At 70.6% G+C, this 19548-nt stretch carries 18 protein-coding genes; 7 read left to right on the forward strand and 11 right to left on the reverse strand.

Translation table 11 applies throughout. The features are described 5' to 3' along the window. Window positions 1-2: 2 nt before the first annotated feature. Entirely contained in the window at window positions 3-227 is a 225-nt protein-coding gene (locus AC3ERS_RS14970) for an FmdB family zinc ribbon protein (RefSeq protein WP_357453088.1), read from the reverse strand. Window positions 228-380: 153 nt separating this feature from the next. Here AC3ERS_RS14970 and AC3ERS_RS14975 point away from each other — a divergent pair, with 153 nt between their 5' ends. Beyond that, window positions 381-1952 carry a carboxylesterase/lipase family protein gene (locus AC3ERS_RS14975; protein WP_431967752.1) on the forward strand — a complete coding sequence of 524 codons (1572 nt, stop codon included), beginning with the start codon at window positions 381-383 and terminating at the stop codon, window positions 1950-1952. A 7-nt stretch (window positions 1953-1959) separates the two neighbouring features. On the opposite strand, the gene AC3ERS_RS14980 is transcribed toward AC3ERS_RS14975, so the two are convergent. From AC3ERS_RS14980 to AC3ERS_RS14990, 3 genes are all read right to left on the reverse strand, one after another. After that, complete coding sequence (locus AC3ERS_RS14980) at window positions 1960-3273, reverse strand: cytochrome P450 (protein WP_431967754.1); 1314 nt, start codon at window positions 3271-3273, stop codon at window positions 1960-1962. 138 nt (window positions 3274-3411) lie between these two features. Next, a complete protein-coding gene (locus AC3ERS_RS14985; RefSeq protein WP_431967756.1) occupies window positions 3412-4134 on the reverse strand; it encodes a TIGR03089 family protein in 723 nt (240 codons plus the stop codon). Between the two features lie 15 nt (window positions 4135-4149). After that, window positions 4150-5628, reverse strand: a complete 1479-nt coding sequence (locus AC3ERS_RS14990) for an LCP family protein (protein ID WP_435591030.1) — start codon at window positions 5626-5628, stop codon at window positions 4150-4152. 164 nt (window positions 5629-5792) lie between these two features. Between AC3ERS_RS14990 and rfbD the strand changes: the two genes are divergently transcribed. The 3 genes from rfbD to manB all read left to right on the forward strand — a co-directional run bounded on the left by rfbD (window position 5793) and on the right by manB (window position 8989). Then, window positions 5793-6656 carry a dTDP-4-dehydrorhamnose reductase gene (gene rfbD, locus AC3ERS_RS14995; protein WP_431967757.1) on the forward strand — a complete coding sequence of 288 codons (864 nt, stop codon included), beginning with the start codon at window positions 5793-5795 and terminating at the stop codon, window positions 6654-6656. 222 nt (window positions 6657-6878) lie between these two features. Next, a complete protein-coding gene (locus tag AC3ERS_RS15000; protein WP_431967759.1) occupies window positions 6879-7784 on the forward strand; it encodes a glycosyltransferase family 2 protein in 906 nt (301 codons plus the stop codon). 125 nt (window positions 7785-7909) lie between these two features. Next, window positions 7910-8989 (forward strand): mannose-1-phosphate guanylyltransferase, encoded by a 1080-nt coding sequence (manB, locus tag AC3ERS_RS15005; protein WP_431967761.1) that lies wholly within the window; start codon window positions 7910-7912, stop codon window positions 8987-8989. Window positions 8990-9182: 193 nt separating this feature from the next. Here manB and AC3ERS_RS15010 read toward each other — a convergent pair whose 3' ends face one another. Together AC3ERS_RS15010 and AC3ERS_RS15015 are read right to left on the reverse strand one after the other, a co-directional pair. Then, on the reverse strand, window positions 9183-9881 hold the full coding sequence (locus tag AC3ERS_RS15010) for a response regulator (RefSeq protein ID WP_431967763.1): 699 nt from the start codon (window positions 9879-9881) through the stop codon (window positions 9183-9185). Further along, window positions 9878-11371, reverse strand: a complete 1494-nt coding sequence (locus AC3ERS_RS15015; protein ID WP_431967983.1) for a sensor histidine kinase — start codon at window positions 11369-11371, stop codon at window positions 9878-9880. The genes AC3ERS_RS15010 and AC3ERS_RS15015 overlap by 4 nt, the downstream gene beginning before the upstream one ends. A 251-nt stretch (window positions 11372-11622) precedes the next feature. Between AC3ERS_RS15015 and AC3ERS_RS15020 the strand changes: the two genes are divergently transcribed. Continuing rightward, a complete protein-coding gene (locus tag AC3ERS_RS15020; protein ID WP_431967765.1) occupies window positions 11623-12978 on the forward strand; it encodes a cation:dicarboxylate symporter family transporter in 1356 nt (451 codons plus the stop codon). A 152-nt stretch (window positions 12979-13130) separates the two neighbouring features. Here AC3ERS_RS15020 and AC3ERS_RS15025 read toward each other — a convergent pair whose 3' ends face one another. Beyond that, the gene (locus AC3ERS_RS15025) at window positions 13131-13346 is read right to left on the reverse strand and encodes a DUF4287 domain-containing protein (RefSeq protein WP_431967767.1); all 216 of its coding nucleotides are present in this window, start codon (window positions 13344-13346) and stop codon (window positions 13131-13133) included. Window positions 13347-13436: 90 nt separating this feature from the next. Next, the gene (locus AC3ERS_RS15030) at window positions 13437-13853 is read right to left on the reverse strand and encodes a DUF4267 domain-containing protein (RefSeq protein WP_431967769.1); all 417 of its coding nucleotides are present in this window, start codon (window positions 13851-13853) and stop codon (window positions 13437-13439) included. Between the two features lie 100 nt (window positions 13854-13953). Here AC3ERS_RS15030 and AC3ERS_RS15035 point away from each other — a divergent pair, with 100 nt between their 5' ends. Then, complete coding sequence (locus tag AC3ERS_RS15035; RefSeq protein WP_431967771.1) at window positions 13954-14547, forward strand: TetR/AcrR family transcriptional regulator; 594 nt, start codon at window positions 13954-13956, stop codon at window positions 14545-14547. A 9-nt stretch (window positions 14548-14556) separates the two neighbouring features. Further along, on the forward strand, window positions 14557-16026 hold the full coding sequence (locus AC3ERS_RS15040) for a phytoene desaturase family protein (protein WP_431967773.1): 1470 nt from the start codon (window positions 14557-14559) through the stop codon (window positions 16024-16026). A 61-nt stretch (window positions 16027-16087) separates the two neighbouring features. On the opposite strand, the gene AC3ERS_RS15045 is transcribed toward AC3ERS_RS15040, so the two are convergent. The 3 genes from AC3ERS_RS15045 to AC3ERS_RS15055 all read right to left on the reverse strand — a co-directional run bounded on the left by AC3ERS_RS15045 (window position 16088) and on the right by AC3ERS_RS15055 (window position 19538). After that, on the reverse strand, window positions 16088-17011 hold the full coding sequence (locus AC3ERS_RS15045; protein ID WP_431967775.1) for a cation diffusion facilitator family transporter: 924 nt from the start codon (window positions 17009-17011) through the stop codon (window positions 16088-16090). Between the two features lie 83 nt (window positions 17012-17094). Further along, a complete protein-coding gene (gene manA / locus AC3ERS_RS15050) occupies window positions 17095-18315 on the reverse strand; it encodes a mannose-6-phosphate isomerase, class I (RefSeq protein WP_431967777.1) in 1221 nt (406 codons plus the stop codon). Next, window positions 18315-19538 (reverse strand): tobH protein, encoded by a 1224-nt coding sequence (locus AC3ERS_RS15055; protein ID WP_431967779.1) that lies wholly within the window; start codon window positions 19536-19538, stop codon window positions 18315-18317. Before AC3ERS_RS15055 ends, manA begins: the two co-directional genes overlap by 1 nt. Between the last annotated feature and the right edge of the window lie 10 nt (window positions 19539-19548).

Genomic DNA, 19548 nt, shown 5'->3' on the forward strand with positions numbered 1-19548 from the left:
GGTCAGCCGCAGCAACCGCCGCCGCAGCAGCCGCCACCGCTCGGCGGGGGCGTCGGAGCCTGCGGTGCGCCGCCGCCACCACGGCCGACGGTGGCGAACGTGGTCAGCAATTTCACCGTGTCGTCGTGGCCCTGCGGGCAGGCGGCCGGGTCCGACGACTGGGCCATGGGGCGGTTCACCTCGAAGGTGTCACCGCAGCTGCGGCAGCGGAAGCTGTAGTTCGGCACCGGCCAAGGGTAGCGCCCTGATCACGGTTGATGCGTCCTACCGGTGGCGCCCGCGAAATCGCACGTACTCTCGAAAAGAGATCACGACGTGCGGACCCGGGGTGTGGCAAACCCTCAGCGCACCGATGGGTCGCGGGCAGGAGGTGCGGGACGATGAGCACTCGGTTCGAGATCGAACGGGACTGGGATGCGGACGGCGCCGGGCCCATAGTCCAGACCACTTCCGGCCGGGTGCGCGGATTCCTGGACGGACCGATCGCCGCATGGCGCGGCATTCCCTATGGCGCGCCGGTCACCGGGACGCGGCGTTTCCGGCCGCCGACCCCGCCGGAGCCGTGGGACGGCGTGCGTGACTGCCTGACGTTCGGCGCGATCGCCCCGCAGACGATGGGCGCCATGGTGCCGGTCGATTCGGAACTGCGGATGGGCGAGGACTGTCTCTGGCTGAACGTCTGGGCGCCCAGCAGTCACGAGCAGGAGCCGCGTCCGGTCATGGTCTGGCTGCACGGCGGCGCCTACTGCCTCGGCACCGCGGCCCAGCGCATCTACGACGGTCGCAAGCTCGCCGAGACCGGCGACGTCGTCGTGGTCGGCGTCAACTACCGGCTCGGCGCGCTGGGATTCCTCGACCTGTCCTCGCTGTTCCGCGGGTTCACGCCGAATCTCGGACTGCACGATCAACTCGCGGCGCTCGAGTGGGTGCGCGACAACATCGCGCGGTTCGGCGGCGATCCGGACAACGTCACCTTGTTCGGCGAGTCCTCCGGCGCCGGATGCGTGACGGCCCTGCTCACCGCGCCGCGGGCGGCGGGGCTGTTCCACCGCGCCATCGCCCAGAGCCCGCCCGCCACAACTGTCTTCGGCCAGGAGCGCGCCGCGATCGTGGCGCGGCGCTACCTGGAGCTGCTGGAGATGTCCCCGACGCAGGCCCTCGACCTGATCGACTTGCCCATCGAACGGGTGGTGCAGGTGGCCGGGGTGCTGTTCGACGAGATTCCGCTCAAGGAGCCGGGGCGTCTGGCCGCGGCGCCGGTGGTGGACGGTGACCTGCTACCGGGTTATCCGATCGACCTGTTCCAACGGGGCCGTTCCCATCAGGTGCCGCTCATCGTCGGCACGAACAAGGACGAGGCCTCGCTGTTCCGGCTGTTCCGCTCGCCGATCATGCCGGTCACGCCGGACGCAGTGAACATCATGCTGCGCGACGCGGCGGCCAACCATCCGGGTCTGTCGGCCGAGCGGATCGCCGAGATCACCTCGGCCTACCCCGATCTGGCCAAGACCCGCGGCGCGCTGGCCATGTCCACCGACGCGGCGTTCCGGATGCCCGCGCACTGGGTGGCCGACGCGCACGCGGCCCATTCGATGACCTGGGCCTACCGCTTCGACCACGCCACCCCGATGCTGCGCGCGGCCCGCGTCGGCGCCGGGCACGCCACCGAATTGCCGTATGTTTTCGGCAATTTCGGCACCTTCAACCACGACCCCACGTTCTGGCTCGGCGGTCGCAAGCAGGCGACGGAGGTGTCCGGGCGGATGATGCGCCGCTGGCTGGCCTTCGCCAGGCACGGCGTGCCCGCCGCGCTGGACGGTTCCAAGCACTGGCCGCCCTACCGGTCGTCGACGCGCACCACGTTGCTCATCGACGCCGCCGACCGCGTCGTCGACAATCCCGACCGCGACCAGCACACCGCGTGGGGCGACCAAGCCGTCGGCTTCAGCTGAGCCGGGTTCAGACCGAGCTGGGTTCGGGCGCCTCGGCCTCCGCGCGACGGCCGAGGCGCACGGGCATGCGCTCGTAGCCGTGCAGCGTGAACAGCTCCCTGCGCTGCGGCGGGCCGTCCAGGCGCAGATCGGGGAACCGCTCGAACAGCGCGCGCAGCGCGTAGACGCCTTCCATGCGGGCCAGGCTCGCGCCGAGGCACGCGTGGATGCCGTTGCTGAAGGAGAGGTGATCCTTGGCGTTCGGGCGGGCCACGTCGAAGCGGTCCGGTTCGGAGAAAGTCTTCGGGTCGCGGTTGGCGCCCGCCAGCGACAACACCACGGTGTGGCCCTTGCGCAGCTGCTGGCCGTCGAGCTCGATGTCGGTCAGCGCCGTGCGCGCGGTGGTCTGCACCGGGGAGTCGATGCGCAGCACTTCCTCGATCGCGTTCGGCCACAGCTCCGGTTCGGCGCGCAGCCGGTCCAGCTGGTCGGGGTGGGTGAGCAGCTGCACGACGCCGTTGCCGATGAGGTTGACCGTGGTCTCGAAACCCGCGCCCATCAGCAGGCTCGCGGTGGCCTTCAGCGCGTAGTCGTCCAGGTCGCCCGCGGTGACCAGGGTGCTCATGATGTCGTCGCCGGGTTCGCGGCGCAGCCGGGCGATGTGACCGTCGAAGTAGTCGTTCATCACCTCCATCGCCTTCATGGCGCGGAGGTGCGCGCGCCATGGGATGCCGACATCGAGCAGCGGGGTCAGCTGGTCGCCCCAGGCGAGGAAGCGGGCGCGATCCGCATCGGGGAAGCCGAGCATTTCGGAGATGATCGCGATCGGCACCTGGGAGGCGAACGAGGCGACCAGGTCCGCGGATCCGCCGGACGGCAGCGCGTCGAGCAGCTCCTCGGTGACCGTCTCGACCCGCTCACGCAGTTTGGCGATGGCGCGCGGGGTGAACGCCGAGGCCACGGGCTTGCGCATGGCCGTGTGGTCGGGCGGATCGATCACCAGCATGGAGGGCGGCTCGACCGGGTTGGGCGGCATCGGCGAGCGGTCCGCGAGCAGTTGCATGGGTTTGGGGATGTCGAAGCTCTCGGTGTTGCGCACACCGAAGCGGGTGTCCCGCAGAATGGTTCGGCACAGCTCGTGGTCGAAGGTGGCCCAGGACAGCGAGGTGCGCATGATCCTGCCGCGCCCGCGCATCTCCTCGATCAGCGGATACGGATCGGCGATCCCGTCCGGCCCGCCCATCAGCCGCGCGAACGGATCACCACGGCGCGCCCGGGTACGCAAGACCAGCCTCGGCAAGCCTTGCTGCGACAACCAACGAACCCAATACTGCGGCTTCATATCCCACCAACCCCATCGTTGTGCGATACCTCCACCGTACGGACTTCGCCCCAGTTCTGGAACGTCCTCCGGTCGGATGCGTTCTCCTACCGGAGTAGGAGAACGCTCCCGCGCCGCCCGACGGCGACGACCGCGACGTCAGCCGACCTGTGCGGTGACGCGTTCGGATTCGATGCGGCGCTGGCGCTGGTCGGGGTCGGGGTTGACGACCTGGACGAGGGAGGCGCCCGCGGCGAGGACGGCGACGAAACCGTTGATCAGTTCGTCGGGGGTCTCCCACGGTGCGCTCGACAGCACCCGGTCGCCCTCCGCGAAACCTTGGCGCATGGCCGACTTCCGCGCGGCGGCGAGCACCTCGGCGACCGGCATGCCGTCCAGCGCGACGCCCGCGCCGCGCGGGAAGAACTGGTCGCCGTGCACGCGCACCGCGGTGGCGAAATCGGTGATGCCGACCGGCAGGTCCCTGATCGGAGCGCCGAGCGGATCCAGCGACAGCGCGGCGACCTCGGCGACGCCGTCGGCGTCATCGATGCGGTCGGCCGTCACCAGCGCCAGGTCGGCGTCGGGATCGGGACTCAGCACCACCTCGGTGCCCGCCCACCAGCAGCCCAGCAGCACGGCGGCGGTCTGCCAGTGCGCGGGGAGCAGCACCGCGACTCGCGCGCCGGGGCTCAGGCCGAATTCGTCCCGGAGCAGGTTGGCCGTCTTGGCGGCCCAGTTCGCCACCGTCAGCCCGGACAGCTCGATCCGGGCGCCGGTGGCGTCGTCGTAGTAGGTGACACGCGGGCCCGCGGGTTCGCGGGCGAGGATCGGGTCGAGCACCGCCTCGGTGAGAGTCAGTGCCTGGTTCTTGTCACGCATCAGTGGCTTCACGATTCAGTTCACGCATTTCGGTCCATTCTGGCCTGCGTCGATCGGTGGGGCGGGCGGAACCGGCGTCGCGGATGTCGACGTTCCGGAGAGGTCGAACATGGTGCTCGCGGCCGAGCCCGGCCCAGAATAGTCGCTCGCCAGCACGACGCTCACCGAGTCCGGCGACATCGACGGGTCCGCGACCACCGTGAGCTTGCCGAGGGCTTCGGCGACAGCCTTGGCCTTCGGATCCGCGGTGTCCGCCGCGAGCACCCGGCTGCCGGTGACACTCCCACCGGAATAGTTGCCCACCCGGCCCGCCTGGAAACCCTTGGCCGCCAAGGCTTGCGACACTTGAGCCGCCAGCCCGCCGACGCCGCCCGCGTTGAGCACGTTCACGGTGACCGTCGCCGGGTCCGCCGCGGGCGCCGAGACCTCCTCGGCCTCGGCCTGCTCGCCGACCAGCGAGGCCACATAGGACTTGACCGCCTTGGGATCCACCCGCACCACCGACTCGCCGTCGCTGGTCGTGCCGTTGAGATCGGTCACCGGGATGGTCTCGAACTGCACCTGACCGCCGGAGAGATCCTGGAGCTGCTGGAGGAAGGCCACCACGTCCCAGTCCTCGTCGAGCACCACGGTGCGTCCCACCGCCTCGCTGAGGTGGCTCAGGCGCGCCGGATTGGCGAGCATCTTCGCGCTGAGCATCTGACCGACCAGCTGGGCCATGAACACCTGCTGGCGCACGATCCGGTCCAGGTCGCCGCGCTGCAGGTCGTGGCGCTGACGCACGAAGCTCAGCGCCCGGGGCCCGTCCAGCCGCTGGCGGCCCGCCGGGAATTCCGCGCCCGACATCCACTCGTCGACCGGGTTGTTCAGGCACACCTCGACGCCGCCGACCGCGTCGGTGAGCAGCACGAAACCGAGCAGGCTGACCTCGGCGTAGTGGTCGACGGTGATGCCGGTGAGAGTGGCGACGGTCTTGATCAGCGCCTGCCGCCCCGCCTTGGTGGACTGCCGTTCGGCCTCGGCCTCCGGGACGCCCTGCTCGATCAGCTTCTCTCGCTCTGCCTCCTTGGTTACGCCGTACGCCGAATTGATCTTGCCCGTGCCGATGCCGGGAATGTCGACGTAGGAGTCGCGGGGCAGCGAGATGGCGGTCGCGGACCGGCCGTCGTTGGGCACCCGGACCAGCACGATGGTGTCGGTGTTGGTGCCCACCTCGTCGCCCGCGTGCAGCATGGCCCGTTCGGCGTTGGTGAGCGGATTGCCGTGCGCGTCGGTGCGACTGTCCACCCCGACCAGCAGGATGTCGACCGCGCCGTCGCGGCCGCCGCCGAGACCGAGGTCGCCGATGCGCTCGATGTTGGCGATCAGCGAATCGACGCTGTGCCAGGCGAAGCCGGTGATGACCAGCACCACGGCCGCCACGGCGGCGACGAAGGCGTGCAGCAGGCCCCACGAATCGGCGCCGGTGTCCGCGCCGGCGAGTCGCGACCGCACCGGTGTCCTCCTCCGCTGCAACTGCGCATCCTCTCGACAAGCCCCTGTATGCACCCCGACCGCCCCCGCGTCCGCCCGCCCCCGGAAGACGCCGCTCAAGGCTAACCAACGGTTACCCCGCGCGGCCGTACCCGCAGGTGTCACGGCGTGCCAGACTTGCGCCCGTGACCGCCGCCGTACCGCCCGCCGCCACCGCACGTCTCGTCGTCATCGGGGCCGCGGGCCAAGTCGGCAGGGAGTTGTTGCGCCTGGCCCCGAACGCCCGCGGTTACCGCCGCGCCGACCTCGACATCACCGACGCCGACGCCGTGCGCGCCGTGATCGCCCCCGGTGACGTGGTGCTCAACTGCGCCGCCTACACCGCGGTGGACAAGGCCGAGTCGGAACCCGATGCCGCGTTCGCGGGCAACGAGACCGGCCCGGCCGTGCTCGCCGCCGCCTGCGCGCGCGCCGATGCCCGGCTCATCCATCTCTCCACCGACTATGTCTTCCCGGGTACCCAGCGCGCGCCGTACGACACGGACGACCCCACCGGTCCGGCCACCGTGTACGGGCGATCCAAGCTCGCGGGGGAACGGGCCGTGCTGGATTCGGCTCCGCACGCGCACGTCGTGCGAACGGCCTGGGTGTATACCGGGCGCGACAACGATTTCGTGGCGACCATGCTGCGCCTGGAACGCGAGCGCGAGACCGTCGACGTGGTGGACGACCAGATCGGGTCGCCGACCTACGCCGCCGATCTCGCCGCGGGCCTGCTCGAGCTCGTCGCGCGGCCCGGCGCACCGCGGCTGCTGCACGCGACCAACGCCGGCGTGGCGAGCTGGTTCGACCTGGCGAGGGCGGTGTTCGAGGAGATCGGCGCCGATCCGGAGCGCGTGCGCCGATGCGATTCCACGGCGTTCCCGAGACCGGCTCGGCGCCCGTCCTATTCGGTGCTGTCGGACCGGTCCTGGGTGACGGCCGGTCTTGCGCCGCTGCGGGACTGGCGCAGCGCGCTGCACGACGCGCTGCGCGCGGTACGGGCCTGAATCCGGTGAGAAACGGTTGGCCCGTGGCCTTTTCGATCACCGCGTCGCGGCGTCCCCGCGAGCGGTGGAAGACCGATCGGTCTGGGGCCGGGTTCGCACCGGAGGACGCGCGGTCACGTCGTTCCGACTAGGCTTTCGGGTCGTGAGTGAGCGTAAGCGAGTGAACCATCGACACAGCGCGCCTGCGCGCACGACGCAGCCGAGCGTCAGCGAGGCGGAGTCGTGAGCGCTTCCGATTCCACGGCCCCGGGTGGCCTTGCCGTCGTCACGGTGACTTATTCACCCGGCGAGCACCTCGAGCACTTCATCACAACCCTCGCCCACGCCACCAGCGAGAAACCGCAGGTGATCCTGGCCGACAACGGGTCGGTCGACGGCGTGCCCGAGCTGGTGGCCGAGGCCAACTCGCACGTGCGGCTGCTGCGCACCGGCGGCAACATCGGATACGGCGGCGCGATCAATCGCGCCGTGGCCGAGATCGACCCGAGCATCGAATTCGTCGTCATCGCGAATCCCGACGTCCGCTGGGGCTCCGACTCCATCGACAAGCTGCTCGAGGCCGCCGAGCGCTGGCCGAGGGCGGGCGCGCTCGGGCCCATGGTGCTCGAGCCGGACGGCAGCGTGTACCCGTCGGCGCGGTCGGTGCCCGGCCTGCTGGACGGGGCGGGCCACGCCATCCTCGGCACCGTCTGGCCGGGCAACCCGTGGACCCGCCGCTACCGGCAGGAGAACGAGGAGATCTCCGAGCGCAACGTCGGCTGGCTGTCCGGCTCGTGCCTGCTGGTGCGCCGCGCCGCCTTCGACTCGATCGAGGGCTTCGACTCCCGCTACTTCATGTACATGGAGGACGTCGACTTCGGCGACCGCATGGGCAAGGCAGGCTGGCACAATGTGTTCGTGCCCACGGCCGAGGTCACCCACGCCAAGGGCCACGCCGCGGGGCGCCACCCCGAGGTGATGCTGCCCGCGCATCACGCCAGCGCGTACCGCTTCCAAGCCGACCGGCATCCGCACTGGTGGCAGGCCCCGCTGCGGCTCGCGTTGCGCGCCGGACTTGCGATTCGCTCCCGGATTGCGGTTCGATCTGCGCTGCGTGAGTTGGCCCGGGAGCGCGGCCGACAGGCGTAGGAGCACGGCCGACGAGCGCGGACCGCGGCCACCGGGCGTAGCTGCCACGGTGACGGCCGCGGGAAAGCGGTCGCCTCGGACCGGTGCCCGGCTCGGAACGATCCACTGTGAACAGGGGAACTTTGATGGCAGGACATCCAGGCACCGACGCCGTGATTCTGGTCGGCGGCCAGGGCACGCGGTTGCGCCCGCTGACCCTCTCGGCACCCAAGCCGATGCTGCCGACAGCGGGCCTGCCGTTTCTCACCCACCTGCTCGCGCGCATCGCCGAGGCCGGGATCTCCCACGTCGTGCTCGGCACCTCCTTCAAGGCGGAGGTGTTCGAGGAGCACTTCGGCGACGGCGCCGAGCTCGGCCTGGAGCTCGAGTACGTCACCGAGACCGAGCCGCTCGGCACCGGCGGCGGCATCCGCAACGTGCTGCCCAAGCTGCGCGCCGACAACGTCATGGTGTTCAACGGTGACGTGCTCGGCGGCACCGATCTCGGCGCGATCCTGGACACCCACGAGGCGACCAACGCCGACGTGACGCTGCACCTGGTACGCGTCTCCGATCCGCGCGCGTTCGGCTGCGTACCCACCGACGAGAACGGCCGGGTCACCGCGTTCCTGGAGAAGACCCAGGATCCGCCGACCGATCAGATCAACGCGGGCTGTTACGTCTTCCGCCGCGAATACATCGAGAAGATCCCCTCCGGGCGTCCGGTGTCGGTGGAGCGCGAGGTTTTCCCCGCGCTGCTCGCCGAGGGCGCGCGGGTGCAGGGCCACGTCGACTCGTCGTACTGGCGTGACATGGGCACCCCCGAGGACTTCGTGCGCGGCTCGGCCGATCTGGTCCGCGGCATCGCCCCCTCGCCCGCGCTGCCGGGCCAGCGCGGCGAATCGCTGGTCCACCCCGGCGCGGGCGTCGCACCCGGCGCGCTCCTCATCGGCGGCACCGTCGTCGGCCGCGGCGCGGAGATCGGCGCGGGCGCTCGCCTCGACGGCGCGGTGATCTTCGACGGCGCCATCGTCGAAGCGGGCGCGACCGTCGAACGCTCCATCATCGGCTTCGGCGCCCGTATCGGTCCCCGTGCCCTGGTCCGCGACGGCGTCATCGGCGACGGCGCGAACGTCGGCGCCCGCTGCGAACTCCTGCGCGGCGCCCGCGTCTGGCCCGGCGTCGAGATTCCGGACGGCGGCATCCGCTTCTCCACCGACGTCTGACGGCAATCCGTTCGCACAGACCAGCCAAGCGCCTCACAGCGGCACCTCCGTTGTGAGGCGTATGCACGCTGTGTGAGGCCGCCGAGGGTACTGGCCACATCGCCTGGACCTTGTGCACGCAGCGCAGCGCAGACCAGTCTGTGCGCGGACTGCGGGGCCACCGAGGCTGCGGTGTGTCTGGACGGCGCAGCGTTCAGTCGGAGCGTTTCCAGACGTAGCGGGTTTTGGGGCGGCCCGCGCGGCCGTAGTCGGAGCGGCGGACGACGAGGCCGTCGTCGGCGAGCTTCTCCAGGTAGCGCCATGCGGTGATGCGGGAGACGCCGATGCTGGTCGCGGTGTCGGCGGCGGTGATGCCGTCCTCGGCGCCGCGCACGATCCGGGAGATCTCCTCGAGTGTCTGCGGGGCAACGCCTTTCGGGGTGTTGGCGCGCTGGTCGGGGGTGCGCAGGGCGCTGAGGGCACGGTCGATGTCGAGCTGGGTCAGCGCGGACTCGCCCGCGGGCAGCGCGGTGCGGAACTCCCGGTAGCGCTCCAGCTTGTCGGCGAACGCGGCGAACGTGAACGGCTTCAACAGGTAGAGGACCACGCCGCTGGCGACGGCGGTACGCACCATGGCCAAGTCGCGAGCCGAGGTGATGGCGATGACGTCCGGACTCGGCGCCAGGCCGCTGAGCGCGGCGGCGACGTCCAGGCCGCTGGTGTCGGGCAGGCCGATGTCCATCAGCACCAGGTCGACGGGTGCGCCCTCGGCCGCGGCCGCGGCGGTCGCCCGCATGGCCTCGCGTCCGGTGTGCGCGACACCGATCGGGGTGAAGCCCGGGATGCGTTCGACGTAGGCGCGATGCGCCTCGGCGATCAGCGGCTCGTCCTCCACGATCAACACTCGGATCACGATGCGTCCTTTCCTGACCCGCGCGGAATGGTCACCGTCACCGCGCTTTCCGGCTCGCGGGCGTCGATCGTCCCGCCGTGCCTGGTGACGACCCGGTGCACCAGCGCGAGGCCGAGCCCGTGATGGTCGTCCTTGGTGGTGTACCCCCGCTCGGCCGCCCGCGCGAACGTCTGCGCCGACATTCCGGGCCCGCTGTCGGAGACGCGCAGGAAAAGATCCGAATCTGCTTGGCGCACTGTGACTTCCACCCACGCGCCCGCGCTGTCCGCGGCGGCGTCGATGGCGTTGTCGATCAGGTTGCCGACCAGTGTGACCGCCTCGCGGGCGGAGAGCGGCGCGGTGGCGTCGAGGGCGGTGTCCGCCGAGATCGTCAGCTCCACACCGCGTTCGGCGGCCTGATTCACCTTGCCGAGCAGCAGCGCGGCCAGCGCCGGATCGCCGACTGCGCCCATCATCCGGTCGATCAGCGATTGGGAGAGCCGCAGTTCGGCGGTCGCGAATTCGACCGCCTCGCGACACCGGCCGAGCTCCACCATGGTGATCACCGTATGCAATCGGTTGGCGGACTCGTGCGCTTGGGCGCGCAGCGATTCGGCGAAACTGCGCACCGAGTCGAGTTCGCCGAGCACATGGCGCAATTCGGTGTGATCGCGGATGGTCATGACGGTGCCGAGCGAGTGGCCCTGCGAGGTGACGACGTCCTGGTTGACCAGCAGGATCCGGTCGTTGGTCACGTGCATCTCGTCGCGCACCGCGCCCCAGCTCATGTGGTGCATCGAGACCGGCAGGTCGCCGCGCAGCACGATGCCGTCAGGCAGGTCGAGCAGCCGCCGCGCCTCGTCGTTGACGACCTCGGCCTGCTCGCCCGCGCCGAAGACGACGAGGCCCTCGTGGATCGAATGCAGCACCGCGTCGTGGTGTTCGTACATGACGCGCAGTTCGTCGGGCGCGAGGCCGTGGGTCTGGCGGCGCAACCGGCGGCTGAACAGGAACGAACCGAGCGCGGCGACCGCAAGGCCCGCGCCCGCGACGCCGAGGATCTTCGGTAGCTGCGTGGCGACCTGATCGCCGATGCGCGCTCGCGTGACGCCCGCGGATACCAGCGCCACGATCCGATCGTCGTTGTCATACACCGGAGTCACGGCGCGGATGGACGGTCCGAGCGTGCCCGTGAACGTCTCGGTGAACGTCTCCCCGGCCAGCGCCTTGTCGATGGTGCCGCTGAACGGCTGGCCGATGCGTTCGGGGTTGGTGTGGGTGAACCGCGTCCGGTCCGGCGCCATCACCACGATGAAGTCCATTCCGGTCTGCACCCGAATTCGCTCGGTCACCGGTTGCAGCTGCTCGGTGGGGTTGGCGGAGAGCACCGCCGCGCGGGTGGACGGAGCGTGCGCCACGCTCACCGCCACGTCGGTGACCTCCTGTTCGGTGGTCACGTCGCTGGTGTGCCGTGCGTCGATCACCGCGAGCACCACCGCGATGGCGATCATCAGCGCGAGCACCACGAGTTGCAGGACGAAAGCCTGGCCGGCGAGGGAGAGCCGCGGGCCGCGCGGCCGTCTCTCGCCGCGAGCGCGCGGGCCGGACCCGGCGGCGTCTGTGAAGCGACGACGTCGCACGAGCTGACCTCCACTGAACGTTATGCACCAAACAGTGACCCGCGTCACGCGCGTCGTCATCATTTTGCACACGCGGCCGGTAAGGCCCGCATTCCGGTACCACTCGGAGGACATGATTCGCCATGAGCGACACACCCCGCGCGTCGCGGCGCGACCGCACCCACTGGCTGTATCTGGCGGTCATCGCCGCTGTCGGCGCAGGCATCCTGGTCGGCTGGCTCGCGCCTGACGTCGGCGTCTCGCTGGCCCCGCTCGGCACCATGTTCGTCGATCTGATCAAGATGATGATCGCGCCGGTCATCTTCTGCACCATCGTGCTCGGTATCGGTTCGGTGCGCGCCGCGGCCACCGTCGGCAAGGTCGGCGGGATGGCGCTCGGCTACTTCCTGATCATGTCGACGGTCGCGCTCGGCATCGGCCTTGTCGTCGGCAACCTGCTCGAGCCGGGCAGTGGGATGAACATCGCCAAGACCGCGGGCGCGGGCGCGAAGTACGCCGACCAGGCGCACAGCGCGGGCGGCACCTGGGATTTCATCAACAACATCATCCCGACCACGCTGGTTTCCTCGCTCACCGAGGGCAGCGTGCTGCAGGCGCTGTTCGTCGCGCTGCTCGTCGGCTTCGCGGTGCAGGCCATGGGCAGCGCGGGTGAGCCGATCCTGCGCGCGGTGACGCTGGCGCAGAAGCTGGTGTTCCGTGTCCTGTCGATGATCCTGTGGCTGGCCCCGATCGGCGCGTTCGGCGCGATCGCGAACGTGGTCGGCAAGACCGGCCTCGACGCGGTGGTGCAGCTCGCCACCCTGATGATCGCCTTCTACCTGACCTGCCTGGTGTTCGTCTTCGGCGTGCTCGGAGTGCTGGTGCGCGTGGTGTCCGGTGTGTCGATCCTGAAGCTGGTCCGGTACCTGGCGCGGGAGTACCTGCTCATCGTCGGCACGTCGTCCTCGGAATCGGCGCTGCCGCGGTTGATCGCGAAGATGGAGCACCTCGGCGTCGAGCGCACCACGGTCGGCGTCGTCGTGCCGACCGGATACTCGTTCAACCTGGACGGCACCGCCATCTACCTGACCATGGCCTCGATCTTCATCGCCGACGCGATGGGCAAGCCGCTCAGCCTGCCCGAACAGCTGGGCCTGCTGCTGTTCATGATCGTCGCCTCCAAGGGCGCGGCGGGCGTCACCGGCGCGGGCCTCGCGACCCTCGCAGGCGGTCTGCAGAGCCACCGTCCGGAGCTGCTCGACGGCGTCGGCCTGATCGTCGGCATCGACCGCTTCATGTCCGAGGCCCGCGCGCTGACGAACTTCTCCGGCAACGCGGTCGCGACCGTGCTGATCGGCACCTGGACCAAGACCATCGACGTGGACCAGGTCCGGCTGGTGCTCGACCGCAAGCTGCCCTTCGACGAACGCACCATGATCGACGAGCACGCCGCGCCGGAGGCCGCGGAACCGGCTGAGCAGAACCTGGTCTCGGCCTGACACCCGACGTCCCCGGCCAACGTCGGGGCCGCGGGCGGCATCGCACCACCCACTGCCTCCGCGGGCCGGTGCCGCCTTGGCGATCGACGAAGGGCCCGCATATCCCGCGGGCCCTTCGTTCGTTTCCGCGCCGGTGCTCGTTCCGGTGTGGTTCAGACCGCCCACTTGCCGGGGTTGAGGTGGTACTGGACGAGCGCGGTGGCGTGGCCGTGGCCCATCCCGTGCTCGGTCTTCAGCCACTCGACCTGCGGCTTGTGCCCCTCCAGACCGCAGTCGCGCAGCAGGGTGAACCATTCGTCGATGCCGCGGCCGTACTTGGTCTCGATGGTGGGGAAGTAGGACGCGGGGCCGTGCGGCTTGGTCGCCATGGTTCGTTCTCCTGTGCTCGCGGTGTCTTCAGAGAAATGGACGGCGCTGGGTCGCGCAACTCATCGCGGGAACCGGGTCTATGTCGCGGATCACACCGCGGCGGCGACGCGATCGTCCTTCGTGACCGCCCGTTCCCGGATCAGCAGCGCGCCGGTGAGCGCCACGAGCGCGGCGGTGAGTCCGTGGATACCGAAGGCCGCGCCCGCCGAGCCGTCCCAGCGCAGCACGGTGAGCATGTCGCCGAACGGAATCAGCGCGATCACCACGGTGGCGATGCCGAGCGCATACCGCTGCTTCGCGGCGAGCAGGGCCAGGATGACCAGACCGGACGCGATGTCGCGCACGCCCTTGAGGTTCATGAAGGCCGCGGCCTCGCCGTCCGGCCAGGCGGGCAGGCCGAAGCCGGGGGCGACGCTGTCGGGCGCGATCACGTAGCTGAGGCCGACGTAGAGGATGAACGCCGCGCCGATCAGGGACAGGACGGTGGCGATGCGGGAGATGGTCACGGGGTGCTCCTCGGTGGTGCTCTGAATTCTAGCGTCGCTAGATCTGAGAGCAACGGTAGACGAGCCTCGATAGATTGTCTAGCGGTGCTAGAATTTTGGCATGAGCACCCAGACTCGCAAGGAACGCGAACGGGCCGAACGCCATCGGCGCATCATCGACACCGCACGCGAACTCGCCGAGTCCCAAGGCTGGGAATCGGTGACGGTGCGCAGGCTGGCCGACCGCATCGAGTACAGCCAGCCCGTGCTCTACAGCCACTTCGCGGGCAAGACCGCGATTGTCACGGCGGTCGCCGAACAGGGCTTCGCCGAACTCGCCGACGCCTTGCGCGCGGCGCACGCCGGCGCCGAGACCCCGGCCGCGGCGCTGGAATCCGTGGCCAGGGCGTACCTCGACTTCGCGGACGCCAATCCCGCCCTCTACGACGCGATGTTCCTGATGAAGACCGACCTGGCCTTCGGACCGGAGGCGCCACAGGCGCTGCGCGACGGCTGGGGCGAGCTGGAACGCCTGTTCCGCCCGTTCGTCGGCGAACCCGATCTCGGGGCGCGCACCGAAGTGGCCTGGAGTTCGATCCACGGCATGGCCACCCTCGGCCGCGGCGGCAGGCTGCTGCCGCAGTTGCGGGAGGCGCGACTGCGGATCCTGGTCGACGAATGGCTGGCCGGCGTGGGGGCCGTCGAGCGCAGGTAGCGTGGGGCCATGGCTGATGTGGTGGTGGTCGGCTCGGGACCCAACGGCTTGGCCGCGGCGGTGGTCCTCGCCTCTGCGGGACTGTCCGTCGAGGTGTACGAGGCCGAGACCACAGCGGGCGGGGGCGCGCGTACCGCGGAGCTGACGCTTCCCGGGTTCCACCACGACGTGTGCTCCGGCGCGCACCCGATGGCCTTGGCTTCGCCGTTCTTTCGCGCCTTCGACCTCGGCGCCCACGGGGTCGACCTACTCGCCCCCGAGGTGTCCTACGCGCATCCGCTCGACGGCGGCCGGGCCGGTCTGGCTTGGCGGGATCTCGATCGCACCGTCGCGGACCTGGGCCGCGACGGCGACGCCTGGCGGCGGCTGTTCGAACCGCTGGTCGGGAACTGGCGGAGCGTGGTCGACCTGACCATGGCCGACCTGCGTCGCCTGCCCCACGATCTGCCCACCGCGGTGCGCTTCGGTCTGCGGCTCGTCGAACAGGGCTCGCCGCTGTGGAACGCGCGGTTCCACGAGGACATCGCGCCCGCACTGCTGACGGGCGTGGCGACCCACGCGATCACCTCGCCGCGCGCCCTGCCCGCGGCAGGCGCAGGGCTGCTGCTTGCCACGCTCGGTCATGCGGGCGGCTGGGTCGTTCCGCGCGGCGGCAGCCAGGCCATCCCGGACGCGCTCGTCGACCGACTCGAAGAGCTCGGCGGCCGGGTGCACGTCGGCCACCGGGTGGACTCGCTGGACGAGTTCGCCGGTGCGCGCGCCGTCCTGCTCGATCTCGCGCCGGAGGGTCTGCTTCGCCTGGCCGCCGACCGGCTGCCCACCCGATATGCCAAGCGGCTGCGGCGATTCCGCTACGGCGGCGCGGCGTGCAAGGTCGATTTCGCGCTCTCCGGTCCGGTGCCGTGGCGGGCCGAGGGATGCGAGCGCGCGGGCACCCTGCATCTGATCGGCAGCCGCGCCGAGGCGATGGCCGCCGAAGGCGCGGTCGCCGCGGGCCGGCACGCCGAGCGTCCGTATGTGCTCGCCATTCAGCCGGGCGTGGTCGATCCCAGCCGCGCGCCCGGTGACGCGCAGACCTTCTACACCTACGCCCATGTGCCGAACGGCTCCGATCGCGACATCAGCGACGCGGTCATCGCCCAGGTGGAGCGCTTCGCGCCCGGCTTCCGCGATCTGATCCTCGCCACGAACGTGTGCACCGCCGCGGAAATGCCCGCGCACAACGCCAACTACGTGGGCGGCGACATCTCGGCGGGCGCGATGACCTTGCGCCAGACCGCGTTTCGCCCCGCCCCGCGCTGGAACCCGTACGCCACCCCGCTGCCCGGCGTCTACCTGTGTTCCTCGGCCACCCCGCCCGGCCCCGGCGTGCACGGTATGAACGGCGTGCACGCCGCCCGCCACGTGCTGCGCCACGAATTCGACATCCGCACCGACCCGCTCGATCTGCTGCGCGAGCGTCAGCCGCAACACCGCTGACCGCCGCCCCGTGCCCAATGGTGCTCACGCACTGTGGGCAACGGTGCTCACGGAAGAACGATTACGACACCGGTTGTGTGCGGTACAGGTCGGGCTCCACGTAGATGATGCGTGCGGCGGGCACGGCCCTGCGCACCCGCGCCTCGGCGGCGTCGATGGCCGCGGCGATGGTCGCGATGTCCAGCCCCGGCGTGATCGCCACCTTGGCCGCCACCAGAATCTCCTCCGGACCGAGGTACTGGGTCTTGAGGTGGATGACGCGGTCGATGCGCTCGCCGTCGACCAGGCTCTCTCGAATCGCCCTGTCCTCCTCGGGCGTCGCGCCCTCGCCGATCAGCAGACTCTGCATCTCGATGATCAGGATGATCGCGATGACACCGAGCAGCGCGCCGATGCACAGCGTGCCGATGCCGTCCCAGATCGCGTTGTCGGTGAGCATGGTGAGGCCGACGCCCAGGAAGGCGAGGACCAGACCGACCAGCGCGCCGGTGTCCTCCAGCAGCACCACGGGCAGTTCGGGGCTGCGCGAGTTGCGGATGAACCGCCACCAGCTGGCGCCGCCCTTGAGCGGGCGGGACTCGCGCATGGCGGTGACGAAGCTGAAGGTCTCCAGGCCGATGGCGATCAGCAGGATGACGATCGCGACGATCGGCGAGCTCAGCTCCTCGGGATGCTGGATCTTGTGGATGCCCTCGTAGATGGCGTAGACCGAGCCGAGCGTGAAGAGCACGAGCGCCACGATGAACGAGTAGAAATAGCGGTTGCGCCCGTATCCGAACGGATGCAGTTCGTCGGCCTCCTGTTCGGCGCGACGCTGGCCGAACAGCAGCAGGCCCTGGTTGGAGGTGTCGGCCACCGAGTGCACCGCCTCGGCCAGCATCGAGGCCGAACCGGTGATCGCCGCGCCGACGAACTTCGCCACCGCGATCCCGGCGTTCGCCGTCAACGCGGCCAGAATCGCCTTCTTGCCACCGCCAGCAGACATGTCGTGAAGGTCCTCTCTCGTTTCGCCGATCCCGGCTAACTTAGCGTGTTCGCCGATCTTCGGCCGAGCGCCTGCCGCGTCGCTCAGTTGCCCGCGCCGAGGCAGGCACAGAACACCTGGGCGGGTCCGTCCACCGCTTGGGCGCGAACATCGCTGTCGGCGGCCGAGATCCAGGCCGCCGCGCCGCGCCCGACCAGCAGCTCGGTGCCGTCCTGGAGCAGCCGCACCGTACCCGCCGTGCACAGCACGATGCCGGGCCCCGCCGAGGTGAGCGGCACCTGTCCGGAGCCTTCGGTGAGATCGAAGCGGCGCAGCGCGAATTCGGGCGCGGGCGTGCGATACCGCACCGAGCCGTCGCCCGCCGGTTCCGGCAGCACGACGGGCAGGTCGATCGGCTCGAAATCCAGCACCCGCAACAGTTCCGGCACGTCGACGTGCTTGGGCGTGAGCCCGCCGCGCAGCACGTTGTCGGAGTTGGCCATGATCTCCACGCCGAGCCCGCGCAGGTAGGCGTGCAGGTTCCCGGCGTCGAGGAACAGTCCCTGGCCCGGCTCCAGCGTCACCCGGTTCAGCAGCAGCGCGGCGAGCACACCCGCGTCGCCGGGGTAGGCCTCCGCGAGTTCGAGCGCCGTGCGCGCCTCGAGGGTGAAGGCGCGCTTGCCCTTTCCGGACAGATAGCGCACGCAGCCGTCCAGCACCGCGGGCAGCAGCGTGGCGAGCACCGGCTGAGGCAGCGTGATCCAGGTGGTGAACAGCGTGCGCAGACCCGCCGAATCGGGTTGGGAGGCAAGCATCTCCGTGTAGGACACGAGTTGGGGCACCTCGAGCGCGCGGAACAGCTCGACGGTGCGGTGCGGCTCGCGGAACCCGGCCAGCGCCTCGAAGCGATCCAGCGCCACCACCAGTTCCGGCTTGTGGTTCTCGTCGCGGTAGTTGCGCATCGGCGAGTCCAGCGGCACCCGCGCGCGATTCTCCCGCTCGAACCCGGCGCGCGCCTGCGTCGCCGACGGGTGCGCCTGTAGCGACAGCGGCTCCTCGGCCGCCAGGATCTTCAGCAGGAACGGCAGTTTGCCGCCGAATTCCGGCGCGGCGGAGCCCAGTTCGCGATGCGGATTCGCCGCGACGAACTCCAGCAGCGACGTCGTGCCGATCGCCGTCTTGACGTGCGCGGGATCGGCGGGATGCGCGCCGAACCAGAGTTCGGCCTCCGGGTGTGCCGAGGGGACCGGTCGGCCGCACAGCCTAGCGAGCGCGGTGCGCGAACCCCATGCGTAGGAACGCAGTGCACCAACGAGTTCGTGCACTAGTAGCGTCCCCCGTCGTACTGTTCGCCGCCGAAGCCGCCGGGGGTCTCGGCGGCCGCGCCGCGCGAGCCGATCAGCCGTAGGTAGGCCGCGGCCATCTCCAGGCGCAGTGCGAGCACCGCGAGCTGTTCGAGTTCGGTGCCGCGCCCGGACGCGCCGGACGCCTCGGTCCGCGCGGATGCCGGAGCGGCCGGATCGGTCATGCTGTTCTGCAGCAGGTCGACGTCGGCGCTCACCAGATCCGCGTCGACGAGACCGGAACCGCCGCCGCCGAACACCGCGACCCGGCGCCGCGCGGCGGCTTGGTCGGAATCGGCGCTCAGCACGAACACCCGGATCCGCTCGACCGGCGCGGGACCGTCGAACTCCTCGTCGTGGAAGAGCGGATCGAAGCCGGGCGCGGATTCGCCCGCCGCCTCGACCATGCGCGGATTGGCGGCCACCGCCTCGGCGAGATCGGCCGCGGTGGCCACCCGGCCCGCGGCCTGGAGCAGCACCTCGGCGCCGTGCTCGGCGAGTTCCGCCGCGGCGGGGGAGTCGCCCGCCAGCACGATGCCGCGCTGCTGCATGCGCGCGGCCAGCGTCTTGGCCGGATTGTGGAAGACCTCGTTGTGCGGGCCGTCGCGCAGCGCCTCGGCGTCGAGCACGTCGGCCAGCTCGGTCAGGTCGGGCACGGCCGTACCGGCGCGCGTGGGGTCGACGATGCGCAGCACGGCGATCCCGGCCGCGAGGAAGCGCAGCAGGCGGTTGTGGTCGAGCACCGGAACACGCGGCTCGAGCAGCGCGGCCCGGCCCGCGGCCGCGGCGCGCAGCGGTCCCTCGTGCGGTGCGGCGACGACCACCTCGGCGCCGCGGCGCAGTGCGCGGTCCACCGCTTCGATCAGGCGAGGATCGCCGGCGTCGTCGCCCGCGACGAGCACCACGTCCAGCGGACCGACCCAGGGCGGCAGTGCGGACGCGAGCACCACGGGCAGGCCTGCGCGGTCGCCGAGCGCGGCGACGAGCAGACCCGCGGCGCGGGCGGCGCGACCGGAACCGGAGACCAGCACCACGCTGCGCGGGCGTAGGTCGGCGAGACGGGCCAGCGCGTGTTCGGCGATGGCCGCCGCGGTGGCGCGCACCTGGGCGCCACCCGAGGCGGCGGAGCGCAGGGCGCCGCCGCTATCTGCCGCCTCGAGCGAAGCGGCATCGTCGAGGTCGAGCACCGGTGTTCCAGCGATCATCGGGCGTCCC

It is taken from the genome of Nocardia sp. bgisy134 (genome assembly GCF_057708325.1).